Annotated in this window: 21 protein-coding genes and 1 riboswitch; of the genes, 7 read left to right on the forward strand and 14 right to left on the reverse strand. The window is 35.4% G+C overall.

Annotated features, from left to right (window positions below):
• Positions 1–10 precede the first annotated feature (10 nt).
• Entirely contained in the window at positions 11–1,042 is a 1,032-nt protein-coding gene (locus ACU8YW_RS15095) for an SDR family oxidoreductase (protein WP_088063847.1), read from the reverse strand.
• A 169-nt stretch (positions 1,043–1,211) separates the two neighbouring features.
• Here ACU8YW_RS15095 and ACU8YW_RS15100 point away from each other — a divergent pair, with 169 nt between their 5' ends.
• Positions 1,212–1,970: a CPBP family intramembrane glutamic endopeptidase gene (locus tag ACU8YW_RS15100; protein WP_088063848.1), complete on the forward strand. Its 759-nt coding sequence runs from the start codon at positions 1,212–1,214 to the stop codon at positions 1,968–1,970.
• Positions 1,971–2,132: 162 nt separating this feature from the next.
• Here the strand turns inward: ACU8YW_RS15100 and ACU8YW_RS15105 are convergent, their stop codons facing one another.
• From ACU8YW_RS15105 to ACU8YW_RS15120, 4 genes are read right to left on the reverse strand one after another with little or no spacing between them, the layout of a single operon-like run.
• Entirely contained in the window at positions 2,133–3,074 is a 942-nt protein-coding gene (locus tag ACU8YW_RS15105) for a serine hydrolase domain-containing protein (RefSeq protein ID WP_097890255.1), read from the reverse strand.
• 24 nt (positions 3,075–3,098) lie between these two features.
• Positions 3,099–3,989, reverse strand: a complete 891-nt coding sequence (locus tag ACU8YW_RS15110) for an AraC family transcriptional regulator (protein WP_097907957.1) — start codon at positions 3,987–3,989, stop codon at positions 3,099–3,101.
• Between the two features lie 48 nt (positions 3,990–4,037).
• Complete coding sequence (locus ACU8YW_RS15115; RefSeq protein ID WP_097907958.1) at positions 4,038–4,508, reverse strand: GNAT family N-acetyltransferase; 471 nt, start codon at positions 4,506–4,508, stop codon at positions 4,038–4,040.
• Positions 4,509–4,525: 17 nt separating this feature from the next.
• Positions 4,526–4,894 carry a DUF3980 domain-containing protein gene (locus ACU8YW_RS15120; protein WP_426934352.1) on the reverse strand — a complete coding sequence of 123 codons (369 nt, stop codon included), beginning with the start codon at positions 4,892–4,894 and terminating at the stop codon, positions 4,526–4,528.
• A gap of 129 nt (positions 4,895–5,023) precedes the next feature.
• Here ACU8YW_RS15120 and ACU8YW_RS15125 point away from each other — a divergent pair, with 129 nt between their 5' ends.
• The gene (locus ACU8YW_RS15125) at positions 5,024–5,491 is read left to right on the forward strand and encodes an NUDIX hydrolase (RefSeq protein ID WP_088609202.1); all 468 of its coding nucleotides are present in this window, start codon (positions 5,024–5,026) and stop codon (positions 5,489–5,491) included.
• 18 nt (positions 5,492–5,509) lie between these two features.
• On the opposite strand, the gene ACU8YW_RS15130 is transcribed toward ACU8YW_RS15125, so the two are convergent.
• Positions 5,510–6,421 carry a DMT family transporter gene (locus ACU8YW_RS15130; protein WP_088063852.1) on the reverse strand — a complete coding sequence of 304 codons (912 nt, stop codon included), beginning with the start codon at positions 6,419–6,421 and terminating at the stop codon, positions 5,510–5,512.
• A gap of 124 nt (positions 6,422–6,545) precedes the next feature.
• Here ACU8YW_RS15130 and pdxR point away from each other — a divergent pair, with 124 nt between their 5' ends.
• Together pdxR and ACU8YW_RS15140 are read left to right on the forward strand one after the other, a co-directional pair.
• Entirely contained in the window at positions 6,546–7,988 is a 1,443-nt protein-coding gene (pdxR, locus tag ACU8YW_RS15135) for a MocR-like pyridoxine biosynthesis transcription factor PdxR (protein ID WP_147787770.1), read from the forward strand.
• Positions 7,989–8,218: 230 nt separating this feature from the next.
• A complete protein-coding gene (locus ACU8YW_RS15140) occupies positions 8,219–8,659 on the forward strand; it encodes a YaiI/YqxD family protein (protein WP_088609204.1) in 441 nt (146 codons plus the stop codon).
• Between the two features lie 86 nt (positions 8,660–8,745).
• On the opposite strand, the gene ACU8YW_RS15145 is transcribed toward ACU8YW_RS15140, so the two are convergent.
• Positions 8,746–9,060: a DUF3892 domain-containing protein gene (locus ACU8YW_RS15145; RefSeq protein ID WP_088609205.1), complete on the reverse strand. Its 315-nt coding sequence runs from the start codon at positions 9,058–9,060 to the stop codon at positions 8,746–8,748.
• Positions 9,061–9,303: 243 nt separating this feature from the next.
• On the opposite strand from ACU8YW_RS15145, the gene ACU8YW_RS15150 reads away from it, so the two are divergent.
• A complete protein-coding gene (locus tag ACU8YW_RS15150) occupies positions 9,304–10,176 on the forward strand; it encodes a hypothetical protein (protein WP_088063856.1) in 873 nt (290 codons plus the stop codon).
• A 157-nt stretch (positions 10,177–10,333) separates the two neighbouring features.
• On the opposite strand, the gene ACU8YW_RS15155 is transcribed toward ACU8YW_RS15150, so the two are convergent.
• The 6 genes from ACU8YW_RS15155 to ACU8YW_RS15180 form a co-directional block, all read right to left on the reverse strand.
• Positions 10,334–11,158, reverse strand: coding sequence for a DUF2785 domain-containing protein (locus ACU8YW_RS15155; RefSeq protein ID WP_426934350.1), 825 nt, complete (start codon positions 11,156–11,158; stop codon positions 10,334–10,336).
• Between the two features lie 236 nt (positions 11,159–11,394).
• Positions 11,395–11,937: a GrpB family protein gene (locus tag ACU8YW_RS15160; RefSeq protein ID WP_131934359.1), complete on the reverse strand. Its 543-nt coding sequence runs from the start codon at positions 11,935–11,937 to the stop codon at positions 11,395–11,397.
• Positions 11,938–12,036: 99 nt separating this feature from the next.
• Positions 12,037–12,168: a hypothetical protein gene (locus tag ACU8YW_RS15165; RefSeq protein ID WP_277751988.1), complete on the reverse strand. Its 132-nt coding sequence runs from the start codon at positions 12,166–12,168 to the stop codon at positions 12,037–12,039.
• 111 nt (positions 12,169–12,279) lie between these two features.
• Positions 12,280–13,023, reverse strand: a complete 744-nt coding sequence (locus ACU8YW_RS15170; protein ID WP_426934351.1) for a metallophosphoesterase family protein — start codon at positions 13,021–13,023, stop codon at positions 12,280–12,282.
• A gap of 13 nt (positions 13,024–13,036) precedes the next feature.
• Complete coding sequence (locus ACU8YW_RS15175) at positions 13,037–13,975, reverse strand: aminoglycoside phosphotransferase family protein (protein ID WP_088609212.1); 939 nt, start codon at positions 13,973–13,975, stop codon at positions 13,037–13,039.
• Between the two features lie 16 nt (positions 13,976–13,991).
• On the reverse strand, positions 13,992–14,789 hold the full coding sequence (locus ACU8YW_RS15180; RefSeq protein ID WP_097907967.1) for a VOC family protein: 798 nt from the start codon (positions 14,787–14,789) through the stop codon (positions 13,992–13,994).
• 98 nt (positions 14,790–14,887) lie between these two features.
• Here ACU8YW_RS15180 and ACU8YW_RS15185 point away from each other — a divergent pair, with 98 nt between their 5' ends.
• Complete coding sequence (locus tag ACU8YW_RS15185; RefSeq protein ID WP_141555013.1) at positions 14,888–15,898, forward strand: sulfite exporter TauE/SafE family protein; 1,011 nt, start codon at positions 14,888–14,890, stop codon at positions 15,896–15,898.
• 39 nt (positions 15,899–15,937) lie between these two features.
• On the opposite strand, the gene ACU8YW_RS15190 is transcribed toward ACU8YW_RS15185, so the two are convergent.
• On the reverse strand, positions 15,938–16,387 hold the full coding sequence (locus tag ACU8YW_RS15190; protein WP_048547765.1) for a GNAT family N-acetyltransferase: 450 nt from the start codon (positions 16,385–16,387) through the stop codon (positions 15,938–15,940).
• A gap of 384 nt (positions 16,388–16,771) precedes the next feature.
• A riboswitch (Lysine riboswitch) is annotated at positions 16,772–16,964 on the forward strand.
• Positions 16,965–17,076: 112 nt separating this feature from the next.
• On the opposite strand from ACU8YW_RS15190, the gene ACU8YW_RS15195 reads away from it, so the two are divergent.
• Positions 17,077–18,543 carry an amino acid permease gene (locus ACU8YW_RS15195; RefSeq protein ID WP_001083377.1) on the forward strand — a complete coding sequence of 489 codons (1,467 nt, stop codon included), beginning with the start codon at positions 17,077–17,079 and terminating at the stop codon, positions 18,541–18,543.
• The last annotated feature ends 6 nt before the right edge of the window (positions 18,544–18,549 follow it).

The following is an 18,549-nucleotide window of genomic DNA, read 5'->3' on the forward strand; positions in this document are numbered from 1 at the left end:
AAAGGATTCCCTAAATTGATTGATACCACTTTTCTAGCAACTCTTTCTCCCTCTCTCCTGAAATACCTGCTTTTAATTCCCATTCATCCACACTCTTTATCCACTCATACACATCTGTAACTGTATGTTCTAACCTTCTAAAAGTAAGTCCTTCTTTAACAGCACTTTCAATACTAATAGAAAAACCACCTTTCCACGGCTTCGTCTCACCTTCTAATGAAAATGTTTCAGGAAGCCATAGTGGCATCTCTGTCCAAGGCTGCACCTTATATTCATTCAAAAACGATTCATCTACCCAAACGAATGCAGCATCACTATTCGTAACCTTTTTACAAGTATTTAATAGCTCTTCCATCGTCAATTCATAACTTGGACCTGTTACATTGAATGTACCTGCTTTATTGTTTTCTGCCATGTTTATTCCCCAGTTTGCCACGTCTTTTATATCAACTATCTGCACTGGACGGTCTTTTCTTCCTGGAACTAACACTTCTCCTCCCTTTGCTACACGCCCAATCCAGTATGGAAGCCGATCTGTATAATCAAACATCCCTGAAAGAAGTCCTGCTCTTACGTGTAAAACACGCCCTGGCCAATACTTCTCTGCTTCTTTTTCACACAATACTTTCAGCGCACCGTAATACTCATAAGGAGAAACTTCACCATTCTCCACAGTCTTTATTTGATCACCCGTTGGTTCGGGTTGTAATATATAATCTTCTTTTATATGAGGCGGAATCCAATCTTTATATACGGAAAGACTTGAAATAAATATATAATGCTTTATATTATCCCGTAAGGCTTCTCCAACATTTCTAATGTGATGCGGAGAAAATCCACACGTATCTACGACAACGTCCCATTTTCGATTTTCTAAACTTGAAACATCATCATTTCTGTCACCAATTAACTGCTCTACTTCAGGAAAAATTTCTTTATTCGTTCCGCGATTAAACAATGTAACTTCATGCCCTCTTTTTAAAGCCTCTTCTACAAAAGCTCTTCCTAAAAATCGTGTACCACCTAGAATTAGAATCTTCATTGTTCTCCCCCATTCGTGATTGAAAATCCTTTCTTTTGTTAAACGATTTTTTGCTCATAAAAGTTACGGGGTTAGTCTAACTTTTTCTACAAGTTCAACATATGTAATTTCCATTTCATATATAATTAAAATATCGGATATTTGATTAATCACTTATACATGTAAGTAGGTGAAAAATATAAATAGAAACATAGTTTATCATTCAACATTATGTATGTATTGCCTTACATCGCTTGTATATATAATCTTACTGAACATAGAAAATGGTCGTAATTACTTAGGGTTTACGATGGTTATTCCGCTTTTAGCTGCTATTTTATATCAGAAATTATATAAGAAACAAAAAATAGTTCATACATTTGGAATTTCACGTCCAAAAATAAGAACTTTGATTTTCTCCATTTTATTCCCAATACTTCTAGGGCTATGTCTGCATTTCTATTTTTATATTTATAATATAAAATTCTTATTTAATTATTGTAATGAATTAGGATTTCTCCTACTCATTGGTCTTACAATTGCTGCTTTGTCTGCATTTTTAGAAGAAATCATATGGCGTGGAAATTTCCATTACCATTTACGAAAAAAATATTCATTAAAACAAACAGCAATCATTACTGCATCGCTTTGGTCTTTATGGCATTTGCCAGTATCAATCTTTTATAAAAACTATGAATTATGGTTTGTAGGAATATTAAGCTATCTCTCGTTTTTATTTATATTATCTATAATTTTGACGTATACAAGAGAGTATAGCCATTCTGTGATAACACCTGCAATTTTACATGGCATGTTCAATGTATTTTATTTAACAGATGGAGTAGAAACAAAATGGGATATTAGCCTAATGGAATTAATTAAATTTATCTTGCTGGTAATTGTGTTTGGCATGATATACCTAATACATCGAAAAATTAAAAGTACCTAAACAAATTATAAAGTACTTCAACACCTATTCAATAATCGTATAGGTGTTGAAGTTTTCTAATCTTAGTTGCTCAACTTAGTTAATACAACACTTTTTTCTATTATGAAGAACAAAACAAGTTTAACTAAACCTTTCATTCTTGTTTTTATAAAAATAACCATATTAATCTTTGAAATAAGGAAATATGGACTCTTTAATTAACTTCCATCTATCCCCTGCATTCGGTATGACTTCAGAAGCGATCGCCACCACGAGCTCCTTCTCTGGTACGCAGCAAATCACATTCCCACCATCGCCCATTGCACAGTATGAAAAGATTCCATCCTCTTCTCGTAACCACCATAAGTAACCGTATTGATTTTGGTTCATTGTTGTCGATTCTTTTATCCATGATTTTGATAGTATTTGTTTTCCATTATGAATACCTTCATTCAAATACAGCTGTCCAAACTTAGCCATATCTTTAACCGTTAACGTTAGTCCCCAGCCGCCTGTCGAAATACCATTTGGATCATGAACCCATCCCTTTACATCTTTTCCAAATAAGTCATCAAATCCAAATGCTTTCATATTGTAGTTTGGAATTTCTCTCATGCCGAGTGGCTGAAATAAGTATTCATTCGCAAATTCACGGGCACCTTTTCCTGTTGCGCTCGTAATAATTGCTGATAGTACATGAGCTCCTGCAGATGAGTATTTAAAAGATCCGATTTCTCCGCCATTCCCCATTCTATTAAGTGTATACTGTACCCAATCCTCTTGCGTACATAATTCTTCTAGCGGTTCCTGCCAATCTGCATAAGGGTATGGAGCTGTCATAGTAAGTAGATGCCGCACTGTTATTTCAGATGAATTACAATTATAGTCTGGGAAAAATTCTATTATTTTTTGATCAACGTTTTTTATATAGCCCTTATCTATACATATCCCAATTAACGCAGAGATTATCGTTTTTGTAACTGACGCTATATGAAATGCATCATTTGGACCGTGACCGTTATAATAGTTTTCAAAAATAACATTACCTTTCTGTACTACTAACATACCATTAGTATTTTCATATTCTTCTTTTATAATCTGATCTAACTTTTCAGCAGTTTTCATTATTCATTCCCCTTTAACCCATGATTAAAAAGGTTCGATAGGTACATATATATCAACTATATGTTTATTTTCCGGATGCTGTCTTGGGTCATTTTTATACATTTCAAAAGGATATGAATCTCTCGGTTTATATCCACTATTTGGGAGCCATTCACCGTATAAGAAATCCCATGCTCCTTTATATTCATCTAGGAATATTTCAAAATGACCTACCGCATACTTTCCAGAAGGTATTACCATTATTCCAATGTCGCTCGTTTCTACTGCGGACTCATTCGGAATTGCTATGCATAAACTAGTTCTTAAATGATTGTCCTCAGTAAATTCATGATGATCGTGGTAAATGGTTAATACTTTCGTATCCTCAAATACATAATAGTTTTCCTCCGCTGCGTAATGAAATAATTTCGCTATCATTTTTGGAAAAGCTATCGTTAACTCTTCATATGTACCGATATGTCTTATGTATGCGACGTTTATATTATCCGCTGTTACAATTTCAACATTTCCTCGAACCTTCTTACACTCATTGTATTGAGAAGCTCTCCTTACGTCTTTGCAATTCTTGCTATTATCGTTTCGATATTGCGACGGACTTACTCCGTAATAATTTTTAAATGTACGGGAGAAAACTGCGGAATCTGTGAATCCGAAGTGATACGCAATATGTGTAATTGTCATATCTGTGCGATATGTAAGTAGATTTGTTGCCCTTTCTAACTTCAATCGGTTTACATACCGTGATAATGGCTCGTCTACTATCCCCTTAAAAATCCGATGAAAATGAAACTTTGAAAATCCTGCTACATCCGCTAACTCTTCAATTGAAAGTGGATCATCTATGTGTGATTCTATATAATCTTGTACTTTATGAATGCGTCGTAAGTACTCATTTCTACTTTGTTTACTCTCCATATTTTTATCTCCTCATAACAAAAAGGCTAACGTTAAGCTAGCCTATTTTTATACCTTTTTTAAAAACAAAACTCTACTACCGCCGTTTCCATCATAATTTGTATGTACCGATACACCCTCTACCTCATCATCCCCAGCCTCGATTCGAAAACCGATTTCTTGATGAAACTGTATCGACTTTTTATTAATTGGTGACGTAATTGCTTTTACAACTTTACGATTATTTGCACGAGCGGCATCAAAGAAGTAAGAATACAATGTCGATGCGATTCCTCTTCTTCTATACTTCGGATTTACACCGATAAAATGAACATACGCTTCATCTTTATATGTTTGTGAAAAGAATCCACATAAAAAACCTAACGTCTCGCCATCTTCTTCAATGATAAAACTCGTTTCTTGAAAGTGAACAAAAAACAGTTTTGGCAACATAGCAGACATATCTCTCCCGCCCCACCAATCATTTAAAACAGATTGAATCTTTACATAATCTTCCCCTTGGATGTTTCTAACTCGCATATGTTTCTCCCTCTCACTCACTTCATTTTTTCATATATTTTAATGACTGTTTCTACTAATAGGATGAATACCCATATCCCGCAAAATACAAGAACAGACTGGAATATGGATCCAATAATAATAACACCAACTGCACCTGATCCTGAAATTGATACTTCCCCAAATCCCGGATCATGTATAAGCGATCCAGCAGAAAAAGCCATTAAAATTGATCCTATTAAATAAATAACACTCATTATTTTTAATATTTTTATAGAAAGATACGAAGTTTTTTCTTGCTCCACTTGTGATAATTCGATTTCCCCGCTCTCAATTCCTTTTTGAAGACAATCTTCACATAAAAATTCTTCCTTAATTTTTTTACCACCGTGCAGCGTACCTGTTATCTCTTTACACCTTGAACATTTTCAATTTATCATGTTGTTACCACTCCAATCTATTAAGATTATACTTATACCATTCTGCATTTACCTTAATATTCCTTTTATGTATTTTATAGAGAAAGGTCGTATTTTATGATTTCAAAACTTACGTTCGGCTTGAAAAAATCTACAGCTCATTATGTATTAAGACCTAGTTGTTATGCGATTATTTTCCATTCATCTTCTTCAATGATTGCTGTTATCCAAAAAGGAGACCGTTACTTTTTACCTGGTGGTGGTATGGAAGGTAATGAAACAAAAGAAGAGTGTTTGCACCGTGAACTACTAGAGGAATTAGGATGGGCAATTGAAATTGATCAATATATTGGTAATGCGGCTCGATATTTTTATGCAGAAAAGGAAGATATATATTATTTAAATGACGGGTTCTTTTATATTGCGAACATGGTGCAGAAACAAACTGAAAACTGTGAGGATGATCATGTTCTAAGGTGGATGTCTCCTTTACTTGCTGTCGAACTTCTCCTTCACGATCATCAAAAATGGGCCGTTAAACAAACCCTTTTATTACGAAAACAAAAAGGATCTCCTTCTATATGAAAGAGATCCTTTTTACTGTTAACTTACTTTTTTCAAATTGAGAGCTGGCTTTTTCATTCCGCCTTTTTTTACAACATATAGACCCACAAAGATAATAAGTCCGCCAACGAGTTGCATCATATTAATTTGCTCTCCAATTGTTACTGCTGCAAAGATAACTGCGAATAATGGTACGAGATACATATAAACCATTACTTTTGTTGAACCTATTTGACTAATACCGACATACCACATTGCTAGTCCGAAGATGGTTGCAAAGATGATTGAATATGCTAGTGATCCCCAGCTTGGCGTATCTACTGGCCACGTTAAAGAATTTACGTTGAATAAACAGTATATAACAAGTGGTACTATCCCAATTAAAGTAGACCATGATGTGACTCTCATTGCGGAGTATTTTGTAATAAGAGGTTGCGCTAATATTGGATACCATCCCCACGCAATTGCTGCGACTAATCCAATTACATTTCCGAGCCACGCATATTCATAAGTAGCTCCTCCTGTATGTCCTGTTAATAAAACGAATGCTGCACCAATAAACGCTATTATTGACCCAATTTGTACTTTCATCGAAAAACGTTCTTGTTTGTGTAATACTGCTAATATCCCTGTAAATATAGGTGACATCGCAATTAATAATGAGGCGTTCGTTGCTGAAGTATATTTCACAGATAGCATAAACATCGTTTGATACATCGCCGTACCAACAATACCGACTGCTACTAATCGTAACCAATCTTTTCTTTCAATACGTAATGAACGTTCCATCATAAATGTAATAAGTAATAATACCGGAGATGCTACTAAAAATCGTAAACTATTAAATTGAATGGATGACATATATGCCACGCCATATTTTCCAATTGTATAATTTGCTCCCCATACTAATGCTACTGATACTAGGAGCCATTCCATTTGCCATCGTTTCATCCGAATCTCCCCTTCCATATTTAGCATAGTAAAATTGGCTGGATATAACACCGTCCAATTGGCTGTTTTTTTACCCAGCCAATTTGTTATACTTGATGTAGTTAAGAGATACGGAGGCGTTTGTATGGAATGGAAGCTAGATAACGACAGTAAAATCCCTATTTATCAGCAAGTTGTTGACTTTATTGAAAAGCGTATTACATACGGAGAACTTCCACCTGGTAGCTTCCTCCCTTCTGAACGGAAATTAGCTATGCAGTTAAATGTAAACCGAAGTACGGTAACGACTGCTTATAATGAACTACGTGCTATGGGGATTGTGGAAAGTACGACTGGTAAAGGGACACGTGTAAGTACACATATGTGGGGCGTTTCTCCAACATTAACGCCGAATTGGAGAAATTTCGTAGAAGGTGGCACTTTTTTACCAAACTTGCCGTTACTTCGCCATATTCGGGCGGAAGTACAACAAAATGAAAACATTATAGATTTTGCAAATGGAGAGCTCGGTTGTAACCTCTATCCTCACGATCAACTACAAACGATTTTACGAGAACAACCGTTAACGCATTCATTAAGTTACGATCATCCGCAAGGCTATCTTCCGCTAAGACAAGCGGTCGTAAAATATATGAAGGAATATTTAAAAGTTGAAGCGACTGAACAATCCATTATGATTACATCTGGCGCACAGCAAGCACTTCACCTTATCGTTCAATGTTTATTAAATCCCGGTGATGCAGTTGCTTTCGAAAGTCCTTCACACTGTTATTCCTTACCGTTATTCCAATCAGCAGGTATTCGTATTTTCCCGTTACCTGTCGATGAACACGGTATTAATCCAGATGATGTGCAAGAGTTATATAGAAAACACCGTATTAAAATGATCTTTTTAAATCCAAATTTCCAAAATCCTACAGGAACAATGCTGCATCCAAACCGTAGAAAAAAACTGTTATCACTTTGCGCAGACTTACGAATTGCAATTGTTGAAGATGATCCGTCCAGTTTACTTGCGCTAGAAAAAAAACAACCTTGCCCTACTTTGAAATCTATTGATGAAAACGGAACTGTCATTTATGTACATTCCTTATCTAAAATGATTGCACCAGGTTTACGAGTCGGCTGGCTTGTCGCCCCGCAGTCTGTAGTAGAAAGGTTATCCGACGCAAGACACCAAATGGAATTAGGTATGAGTATTTTCCCACAGTGGCTTATGCAACAATTTTTCGAAACAGTACCATTTCAATCTCATATCGTACCGTTACGAAAACAATTAGCAGAAAAAAGAGACGTTATCGTTCGCGCCTTAAATGAGCAACTTCACGATAAAATCTCTTTTTCAAACCCGACCGGCGGTATATACATATGGGGAAAATTAAAAGAACCGATAAACGAAAAACAACTTATTATGCAAAGTTTAAAACAAGAAATTGCATTTATGCCTGGTAGTATTTTCGGCGCGAAAGATGGTTATATTCGTTTATCTTATGGAAAAGTGGATATTGATCAAATTGAGGAAGGTATTTCTCGTTTGCGAGAGGCTATTTTAATTTGTGGAAAATGACTTTACATAAAGCTTTATCGTTTGACAAAAGAAAAATCTACCATTATTATCAACACGAACCTAGTTACCCCGCATTAACGGGCAATAAAACTCCCAGCTCAAAATTCAGCTGTAACAAAGAAGTTAGGTGGGAGATCAACTGCCCGTAAATGCCCGATTGGTTCAACTAATAATCAGTGGAGGATGAATCCCCCCACTGATTAAAGTTTCACTTTATAGGAGTGATAAAAATGAACATTTACGTTGATGCAGATGCTTGTCCTGTAAAAGATGTAATTATTTTTGAAGCTACGAATGCAGAAATCCCTGTAACCCTCGTTACTAGCTTTTCTCATTATTCTAATGCTCAGCAGCCTAAAGGTGTGGAAACAATTTATGTTGATTCCGGAGCAGATGCTGCAGATTACCGAATTATGCAATTAGCTCAAAAAGAAGATTTAATCGTAACACAAGATTACGGTCTTGCTTCGCTCGCTTTAGCAAAAGGCTGTATCGTGCTACACCATAAAGGCTATAAGTATACGAATGATAACATTGAACAATTGTTACAAACACGGTATTTAAGTGCAATGGTTCGAAAAAGCGGTAAGCGTACAAAGGGACCAAAACCATTTACAGCAGAAGATAAAGAGAAATTTAGAGCGCTCTTTAAAAGTATGATTGCACTTTAAAAATGAACCGTCTATTTGCAAGGAAAACTTCGCAAAACAAAGAAGAGAATATCGAAATGAACATTCTCTTCTTGAGGTTTACCCTTTTAAAATGAAGGTAAATTATCTAAGTTATTTTCCTTTATTCCATCAGGTTCACTACGTATAATATCTCTACCATACTTATGAAATACGTCCACATGAGCTAACTTCCCTGATTTCGCTTCACTAAGTGCAGCCATATAATCTAACTCTCTTCCGCTACTTGTTTTAAACGCTATTAAATCACCATCATTATTTTTACGGACGGCAACAATTTGTTCTGCTCCTGAATTGACTTCATGGTCTACTTCAAATTGAGCTTGCCCTTCTCCTTGATGTAAGTAATCATTATAAACTTTTTCAAAGTCTTTCTTGTCCATAACATACACCTCCAACACATTTTATTAGTATGGTTGGGAGATGTTGGTTTTATGTACTTTTTTATTAACTTAACAAAATATATTACTCCAAATAAAAAATACAGGTCATTTTTTGTAGCCTAATACAAATCTATTTATAGTTCCTTACCTTCTTAATTTAAGCTAAATTTAAGTGTTAATATTTTCCTGATAACTTTATAATTTATTATATCGAAACGAAATTTGAAATGGAGAATGGTTAAGATGAATATAGATATTAATCGTTTAACTGATATTTGTTTAGAGTATCAGCAATCTAGATTTTATGTTACTAGAATCCCTAAAGATTTCTTATCAATTGCCCAAAAACGTTTTTCTATACCAACGGATGATCAAATTATCGCTTTTTTAAGTTGTAATTTATTTGGATCAGGCAAGTATGGTGTTTACATTACGAGTTCGGGTTTATACTGGAAAAATTGGTTATTAGGTAAAGGAAATTTGAAATGGGATCAATTAATTGAAGTGCAACAAATTGAAATTGATAAAGATGGTTTCTTATCTTTTGATGCACAAACAAGCTTCAATATTAACGGGAGTGATTATCCCCCACTGTTATTTAAAGAATTACTTATAGCTCTTACGAATTCATTCCAAAATTCAAAACAATATGATTTACATCCAGCTATAAAAATTAATGAGATAAAATCAATTTGCTCATTATTTGAAACGTACAATGAATTACTAGAGCCTGATAATGGATTATTTGTAGACACTCATATTTCAGACAAAAAGTTAAAAGCAATTGAGGCACGATTTATCGTTCCAAAAGAAGAACAAATCATTGCTTTTTTAGATACAACTGTTCTTGGGAATATGGGGAAAGGATCTGATGGAGTATTAATTTGTGAATCAGGTATATATTTTAGAGAAACCTTTGTACACTTATATTTCCCATGGCATGTCTTTAAAAAGATTCCTATTACTTTGACTTCAGATGAATTTGAAATTGGAAAAAGAAATATATTTCATCTTCAACATGCTAGAATGGCTAGTCAAAATATTTTATTGTTCATGAAAAATTTAAAACAGTATGTGAATAGTTTATATGAAGAACATCCACAATTACATATTTAATACATTTCTTATTACATACAAGTACATGTATAGTTAAGTCTAAAATTTCAATTCAACTAAAAAACCGATTATTTTTGTAGAGAGCCTACATGTATAATCGGTTTTTTAATCTTATTCTTTTCTTACAAACTCATTTATAATGGCATCTAGTGATTTTTTAATACCTACGCAAACCCTTCAAAGTCTCCAATATATCATCTGTAAAGGCTGTACTACCTTCTGCCTCTAAAACTCTGAAATAAAAACTTCTTAGGAAAGTTCTAATATTTTGTACTAAAATAGCATGCTGCGGATGTCGAATGTCTTCAACAGTTGCTATACTATGTAACCAGTTGCTCCACTCTTCTTCAGTTAAAAGATTTTGGTTACGTAACGACATAATTGGCTTTACTAATCTCTCATCTTCAAAGTGCACATACACGTAATCACTTAATCGAACCTTCTGACGAACAGCAGCTAATATTGCATATGAAAACTCACGATTTTGTATAGTACGTGCTAACGCATCGAGTGCATCAGCAGCGTGTGCTGTAGAATGTGCCCAACCTTTTCCTTCTACGTAACCTCTTACATCTTCTTCTAAATATACATATTCCAACACTTGTTCTGCCACACTGTACAATTGTTCTTCAGATAACAATGGTTCTCTTTCATGAACAGATAAAATAAGTGGTGGAATTAATACGGAGAATGCACGTTTAAATACAGAGTCTGTTCCCTTTTCACCAATTTTATAAAATAAATAATCAGGACTAATCGCATGTAACATTAACCCTCGTAATTCTTTTTGTCTAAATACATCATTCGTAATCCATGTGTGAAGCGTACTATAAATTAAATCATCACGTAATTCAGCATCAGGTGAACCGATATAATCTAACATCCACTGCGCATATGGATATGCATCTACGTCTTCTGGTACAGCATAATTATTATTTTTAATTTGTAGTAGTTCTTCTTTTAGTTCTAGTACTTCATTCATTATATTTCCTGTCCCCTTTTTACTTTATTAACATATTTTCGCCTTATCCCCTGTAATTGCCTATCCTTATATGAACTTGATTCAATTATATAAAATTTATCCTGATAAATAAAAGGAAATACATTAGAACATCGCAGTCTCTCACTTTGTTTACATGCATTTCATGTCAGTTTAAGTTATAAAATACAGTATGTTTTTTCTTTTATATTCAAACGTAGTTACAATAAAAGGTTGCATCATTTTAGAACTTGTTTAATAAACTCTGTTTTAGCTTTTGTGTATGCTTCTCTATCTTGGTTATATCTTTTAGCTAAATCTTGTTTCAGATTTGAATAATCATAAACTAATTGTGGATTTTCTCGTAAGCGGTTACGAAATAAAAGTTGATGGTCCCATCGCTCAGTTCCTTTAACCATTAAATGCAGGTGTGCTACACGCCTATTATTCTTAACTTTCACAAAGAACCTTCTCCAAGGTCTTTCATCTAATTCTGGGCTTACATAATGCCAATTATATATGGCCAATGTAGCTGAAATATCTAGTACTCTTTCAAATGAGTCTATTTCAGCCATTAGATCAATGATAGGTTTTGCAGGTAAACCAGGTATGGATGTACTTCCTATATGTATTACTTTGCTTATACCTAGAGGAGCAAGCAGTTCATATAATTGCTGCTCTTCACATCGGCCTTTATCTTGCCAATCAGGATTTGCATTAACTATCTCTACTGACTCATTCGCCCATACAGGCCAATCGTTCGGATTATCTTTCTTATCCATCCAAAGCCTCCCCTTTCACGATTTTAGATTCCTTTAAATACAATTACCAGATCATCAAAATTACTATTCCAAAATACAACATCCGCACACTCTTTCGGATTAGGCTAGTTCGTTTGCAAATGTTGTTTTTCCTGAAGCTGTAATACCACTTACTCCAACTTTTATTGGATGTGTTAAATTTAATTTTAAAATATGATCTGCAATTTCTTTCATGCGTTGTATTCGGTTCATGATATTTCCTCCCGCAATTAGTTTACATAACGTAATTACAGGTAACAATTCATGTCATTATTTGTCGGTAAGTCGATATATCGAAAAAATCGTTGATATATTATGATTGGCTTACTTTCCCTTAAACCCTCGATATAAAGCAGTCCGTAATTCTTGTTTGTATTCTTCAATTTCTGGCATATCGAATTCTTCTGCTAGCCTGATGGCTAGTTCAATATCATATGGTACACGTACGAGTTGAATAGAAAAGCTCGCTGCTTCTTTTTCATTATAAGTTCCTTCAAATATTAAATAGGAAGCTTGTGTAATTTCAAGAGGATTACCTACACTACCAGCATTACATAACGTTTTCCCTCTGAAGTTTTGAACGAATGCTTGGTGAACGTCACCGTAGCAAATGACATCGGGTTTTCTTTCCCCTTCTATATTCTCTGTGAGCTCACTATTTTCGAACATACTAATACGGTCTTCTCTTGAGGCATGTGGTTGAATTCTTTCATATAAACTTCTCGGTGAAGCGTGGAACATACGAATCAGTTTGCCGCTCATAAAAAATTCGATTGAAAACGGTAAGCTTCTTAAATAGTCATTTTGTTCTTCCGATAGTTGTTTTTGATGCCATTTTAATGCCTCAAATTCAGTCGGTTTTGTAATGAAATCATCCCAATTTCCCATTACAACTCCATCACATTCTTTACGAATGATTTCAATCACTTCGCTAGAATGAGGGCCTTTTCCGACTAAATCTCCAAGACAAATGATGCGCTCAATTCCTCTTAATTTAATATCTTGCAGCACAGATTCTAAAGCTGGAATATTACCGTGAATATCTGAAATTACCGCTATTTTATCCATATGAATCCCTCCATTACTTATTGTTTATTATATCCTCATGTTGTGATTGATACCATTTTGGAATATAGGATGAAAAATTGTTATGATCTTCTAAAATTCCGTTCAATCTTTCCTTCATATCATCTACTAAATGTGGCGTGCTTCGGTTTGTCCATACGATATCAGCTGGGAATGTCATTGCTGCATATAATGAGTACAGCTGCCAAAAGTGAAGTGACGGTTCGCCTCCACAATAACCGTGAACTTGTCCAACCGCAAATGGTTTACTTATTCTTGTAGTAAAGATCGCTACGTTATAAAAATCATGTATTGGATCGCCAAAATCATATCCACCAAAATCGATAACGATAAACTCTTTATTATGAATCATACTATTTGCTGGATGGAAGTCATCGTGTAAAAATGTGATTGGGCGATTTTTCAATAATTGTTTATGCTCCCCTACAAAACTTAATACTGGCTTCAAATCAAGGAAGTCTATTTCATAGTTTGCTAACGCTTCTACGTATCTTTCGTATTTATTCCATCGAACCGTTTCCCATTTATTACTTGCACTTTCTCTTTCAATTGAGTGGATTCTCTTTAATACTTCTCCTGCTTTTCTTCCTGCATAATACTGTTCTTCCACCGATAGTTTCCCTAAACCTTCTTCACCATTTACACCTTGGATCCATTCAAATACTTGAATACATTTATTTAAATCCTCCAGCTTTATAAAATGAATGAACTTAGGCGTAGGAATATGTAATAACTCTAATTGTTTCATATACGTATATTCTTCTTGTTTACGTTCAAAATGAACAGCATCACATATTTTCACAAAATATGTCACTCTATTTTCTAATTCTATTTTATATTTCTCTTCATGTGAAAAACCTTTTGAAATAGCTGTACACTTTGTAATACGAGGCCATTCTAGTTTTCTCTCTATCTCTCTAAGTATTTCTTCCACTATGTTCACACCTCTATCAATATATGTACAAACTACCTAACACTTCATGCTCTCGTTTATTTTCCCCATTACACTCCACTGCAAATGGATATTCGCCATGATGATTCAAACGTTCTAGTACTAACCCTTCTCCTTTTGGTTCACAAAACTGCACATGAACATCACCAAATGATACGCTTTGACACTCTGCATTCCATTCTTCATTTTTAACGACCTGGCTTGCAGTTAGCCCCATTACTTCTTTCCATTTCCGTACTGTTTCTCGAACATTTTTCACTGCGTAATGAATCGTTTCAATTTGTTGTACTTTGTTTTTATGTTCAGTGATCGTCCCTATGTTACGTAAATCGTTTCTTCTTTCTTCATCCGTTTCATTCCATTGTATAAAGAATGGTAATTTCGGTCCGTTTTCCTCTTGCTTTACAAATAACATTTTCCATTCTAAAAGGCGGCCATCTTTTCTCATACGTTTCCCTTCAAATGGTCCTATCGTATGTAAACCTTGCTTACTAAACTTAACTGCTAGGTCTTCAATGGCATCTGCTCGAATTGCGATTTGTAGCATTCCTTCTCCGTCTTGTAATTTCACTACTGTTTCTTGTACTAATGGATTGTCTGCTTTCTTCGCTTTTTCTTCATGCTGAATTGCTAAAAATTCTATATAGGATAAATCAAAATAACATAAACTATTCCAAGTACCCCAGGTCGTATGCTCTCCGCCTAGTGCAGTATGAAATCCACGCTCCTGCATTTGTTTCGCCGATTCCTCCGGTGTACCATGTACTGCGTGTACGAGATGATCAAATCGTAACATGTCTTTCTCCCCTTTCTCTCCATCCTTTTATTGTATATTTTATTTTTCTTTCATTCAATTCAAAAAACTTTAAAACCTAGTTGATTTATACGATTAATATGTATTATAATGAAACAAATTTAATTATTGCTGATTGGAAAAACCAAAGGCACTTTTCTCATACGGGAAAAGTGCCTTTTTCATTTATTATTACAGGGGGATTATTTATGCAGAAATTAATTGTCTTTGCTATTATTGGATTTTTCGCTCAATTGATTGATGGGGCGCTTGGAATGGCGTACGGGGTAACATCTACCTCACTATTATTAATGTTTGGTATCGCACCGGCTGTAGCTTCCGCATCTGTTCATTTAGCTGAGGTGGTTACAACCGCCGCTTCTGGTGCATCTCACCTCAAATTTGGAAACGTTGATAAATATACCGTTTCCAGGCTTACATTGCCAGGAGCAATTGGCGCATTTATTGGAGCATGTTTTTTAAGTAATTTACCTGGCGATGTAATTAAACCGTACATTTCCGTATTTTTATTTACTTTGGGGGTTTATATTTTATTACGATTCCTCATTCAAAAACAAATTGTTACTTCAAATAAGCGTATGTCTGCTAAACAGCTTGTTCCGCTTGGCTTATTTGCTGGATTCGTTGATTCAACTGGTGGTGGTGGCTGGGGTCCGATTACGACACCTGTGCTTTTGGCAAGAGGAAATGAAGCTAGAAAAGTTATCGGATCTGTAGATACGAGCGAATTTCCTGTTTCACTCGCTGCAACAATCGGCTTTTTCATTTCTCTTGGCTGGGAACAAGTAAGCTGGGTTTGGGTATTTTCTCTTATGCTCGGTGGTATCGTTGCGGCACCGATCGCTGCATGGTTAGTGCGCATCGTTCCTTCTCATTTACTTGGCGTATTAGTTGGCGGCCTTATTATCTTTACAAACATTCGTACACTGCTTACTACATTTAAAGTTGATCCAACTATTATTTCACTTTCTTACGTGGCAGTTGGTCTTGTCGTTATTATTTCTATTTTCATTGCTGTTCGCAATCATTCCAAGCGTTCTAACGCATCGACAGCTGGATATCCGAATGATCAAAAACAAATGCTACCATAACGATAAAAATACCGCCCGATATACTTCGAGCGGTATTTTTTATTGTTCTATTTTCCAATTAATCATCGTTTCTGTAGTGCCAATTCTCTTCATATGTAGTTTCTCTAATACACGAATCGAGCTAATATTTTCAAGAAGTGTCTCTGCAATAATCGTTTCTACCTCTTCTGTTTGAAAAGCCCAATTTATTAGCTCTCTTACAGCTTCTGTCGCATACCCTTTATTCCAATATTTCTCAATAAATCCGTAACCAATTTCTACTATATGTTCCTCATTTGGTTTCCCTTTAAACCCTATATCACCTAGAACGATGTCATCTTCTTTTCGAATGACATACCACGCGCCCCAAGGTAATACTTCCTTATCTTTTTTTACAGTTTCTACATGTCCTACAATATGTGGACCACTATCATATCCTTGCTTGCTCGCAACGTGCATCCTCTCTTCTGTACACGGTACTATATAGAGCCTTTCTGTTTCTAATTTCATGTTGATTTCCCCTTTTCAATTAAACAATACTTCAATTTTACCAGAAATAAAAAGAATATTCATTCTACTTATCAGATTTATACTTATTCTTTGAAACGAATTTAAGGAATAATCCTCTTTTGATAGTTATGTCGAATTATATTTTCTGAATTTTCTTTTAATTTTAGAGGGTTTTTCAATATTTTTTGCGAAACATTTGTATAACAATTTCTTTCTTTATTTTTTTACATAACAGTTGGTTCGGGTGGAGTTTTGCGAGCGTTTCCTATACAATAACCGATATTTTTTGACTTTTCCTAACAAAATATCTTGCAATATATTCAGAAAGTCATTACAATTGCCATATATTAAAAATCTTAGCAATATATCAAATCCTCATCAATCCGATGAGGTAGAGGTTGCGACTTTTATGAGTAAAACGGACGAGACACAGAGAATGTCACCGACTCCGTTTGAAAGGAAAAGTTGCCGAAGTTTATATTTCTTCTCTGGAATTATGAGCTGGGTCTGTCTCCGAAAGGAACAGAACTGTCACGTTTACAAAATTACCGTGTAAACGTGGGGTGCTATCTTAACGGAAGGGTATGATGGGGTGGTTATTTGTGAAACGTTCCGCCAAATTCCTTTGGCGGTTTTTTGTATTTTTCTCCCCCGTTCCTTCCTATCTTACAAGAAAAGGAGTGTTGAACATGAATAGCGCAACGAATCAAGCTACCTCTAAAACGCAAACTACACAAGGACAAGGTGAATTAAAACGCGGATTAAAATCTCGTCACCTTACGATGATTTCTCTCGGTGGTACAATCGGTACCGGACTATTTCTTGCCAGCGGTGGTGTCATCCATTCAGCTGGACCTGGTGGCGCATTAATTGCATACGCCGCAATCGGGATTATGGTTTACTTTTTAATGACAAGCTTAGCTGAACTCGCAGCTTACATGCCTGTTACTGGATCTTTTAGTACTTATGCAACAAAATTTGTTGATCCGTCCCTTGGCTTTGCACTTGGATGGAACTATTGGTATAACTGGGCCATTACAATTGCTGCTGAACTCGCTGCTGTAACATTAATTATGAAATTTTGGTTCCCAGATACCCCTTCTCTTATTTGGAGTGGATTATGTTTAGCTATTATTTTCCTTTTAAACTATTTATCTGTTAAAGGGTTTGGTGAATCTGAATATTGGTTCGCACTTATTAAAGTAGTTACTATTATTATCTTTTTAATTGTCGGCTTCATGATGATTTTCGGGATTATGGGCGGCGAATCTGTTGGCTTTAAAAACTTCACTGTTGCAGATGCGCCATTTAATGGCGGCATTATGGCAATTATCGGTGTATTTATGGCTGCTGGGTTCTCCTTCCAAGGAACTGAATTATTAGGAGTTGCTGCTGGTGAAACTGCTGATCCAGAGCGTAACATTCCGAAAGCAATTCGCTCGATCTTTTGGCGTATTCTTTTATTCTATATCCTTGCGATTCTCGTTATCGGTTTATTAATTCCTTATACAACTGAAAGCCTTGCCGCAAGTGATGTTACAGTAAGTCCATTTACACTTATTTTTGAAAAAGCAGGCGTTGCCTTTGCTGCTTCTGTTATGAACGCTGTTATTTTAACGGCAGTACTATCTGCTGGTAACTCTGGAATGTACGCATCAACTCGTATGCTTTGGGACTTAGCTCGCCAAGGTAAAGCACCGAAGTTTCTTGGTAAATTAGATAGCCGCGGTGTACCTGTTAACGCATTAATCGTAACGTCAATTGTTGGTAGTATCGCTTTCATTGCTTCCTTATTCGGTGACGGTGTTGTATACATTTGGTTATTAAACGCATCTGGAATGTCTGGCTTTATCGCATGGGTCGGAATCGCAATTAGTCATTACCGTTTCCGTAAAGCATATATCGCTCAAGGTAAAGATTTAAAAGACTTACCATATAGAGCAAAATGGTTCCCGTTCGGTCCAATCTTCGCATTTGCACTTTGTGTCATCGTAATTTTAGGACAAAACTACGGCGCATTCATGGGCGAAGCAATCGATTGGAACGGTGTACTCGTTTCTTACATCGGTTTACCACTCTTCTTAGTACTATGGTTAGGATATAAATTTACGAAGAAAACGAAAGTGATTCCACTTGATAAATGTGAATTGAAATAAAGTGAA

The sequence above is a fragment of the Bacillus pretiosus genome (assembly GCF_052947655.1).

Bases quoted from the DNA above. Each gene is read 5' to 3' on its own strand.
- ACU8YW_RS15095 (WP_088063847.1), bottom strand. From the start codon at position 1,042: ATGAAGATTCTAATTCTAGGTGGTACACGATTTTTAGGAAGAGCTTTT.
- ACU8YW_RS15105 (WP_097890255.1), bottom strand. From the start codon at position 3,074: ATGAAAACTGCTGAAAAGTTAGATCAGATTATAAAAGAAGAATATGAA.
- ACU8YW_RS15110 (WP_097907957.1), bottom strand. From the start codon at position 3,989: ATGGAGAGTAAACAAAGTAGAAATGAGTACTTACGACGCATTCATAAA.
- ACU8YW_RS15115 (WP_097907958.1), bottom strand. From the start codon at position 4,508: ATGCGAGTTAGAAACATCCAAGGGGAAGATTATGTAAAGATTCAATCT.
- ACU8YW_RS15125 (WP_088609202.1), top strand. From the start codon at position 5,024: ATGATTTCAAAACTTACGTTCGGCTTGAAAAAATCTACAGCTCATTAT.
- ACU8YW_RS15130 (WP_088063852.1), bottom strand. From the start codon at position 6,421: ATGAAACGATGGCAAATGGAATGGCTCCTAGTATCAGTAGCATTAGTA.
- pdxR (WP_147787770.1), top strand. From the start codon at position 6,546: ATGGAATGGAAGCTAGATAACGACAGTAAAATCCCTATTTATCAGCAA.
- ACU8YW_RS15140 (WP_088609204.1), top strand. From the start codon at position 8,219: ATGAACATTTACGTTGATGCAGATGCTTGTCCTGTAAAAGATGTAATT.
- ACU8YW_RS15145 (WP_088609205.1), bottom strand. From the start codon at position 9,060: ATGGACAAGAAAGACTTTGAAAAAGTTTATAATGATTACTTACATCAA.
- ACU8YW_RS15150 (WP_088063856.1), top strand. From the start codon at position 9,304: ATGAATATAGATATTAATCGTTTAACTGATATTTGTTTAGAGTATCAG.
- ACU8YW_RS15155 (WP_426934350.1), bottom strand. From the start codon at position 11,158: ATGAATGAAGTACTAGAACTAAAAGAAGAACTACTACAAATTAAAAAT.
- ACU8YW_RS15160 (WP_131934359.1), bottom strand. From the start codon at position 11,937: ATGGATAAGAAAGATAATCCGAACGATTGGCCTGTATGGGCGAATGAG.
- ACU8YW_RS15165 (WP_277751988.1), bottom strand. From the start codon at position 12,168: ATGAACCGAATACAACGCATGAAAGAAATTGCAGATCATATTTTAAAA.
- ACU8YW_RS15170 (WP_426934351.1), bottom strand. From the start codon at position 13,023: ATGGATAAAATAGCGGTAATTTCAGATATTCACGGTAATATTCCAGCT.
- ACU8YW_RS15180 (WP_097907967.1), bottom strand. From the start codon at position 14,789: ATGTTACGATTTGATCATCTCGTACACGCAGTACATGGTACACCGGAG.
- ACU8YW_RS15185 (WP_141555013.1), top strand. From the start codon at position 14,888: ATGTATTATAATGAAACAAATTTAATTATTGCTGATTGGAAAAACCAA.
- ACU8YW_RS15190 (WP_048547765.1), bottom strand. From the start codon at position 16,387: ATGAAATTAGAAACAGAAAGGCTCTATATAGTACCGTGTACAGAAGAG.
- ACU8YW_RS15195 (WP_001083377.1), top strand. From the start codon at position 17,077: ATGAATAGCGCAACGAATCAAGCTACCTCTAAAACGCAAACTACACAA.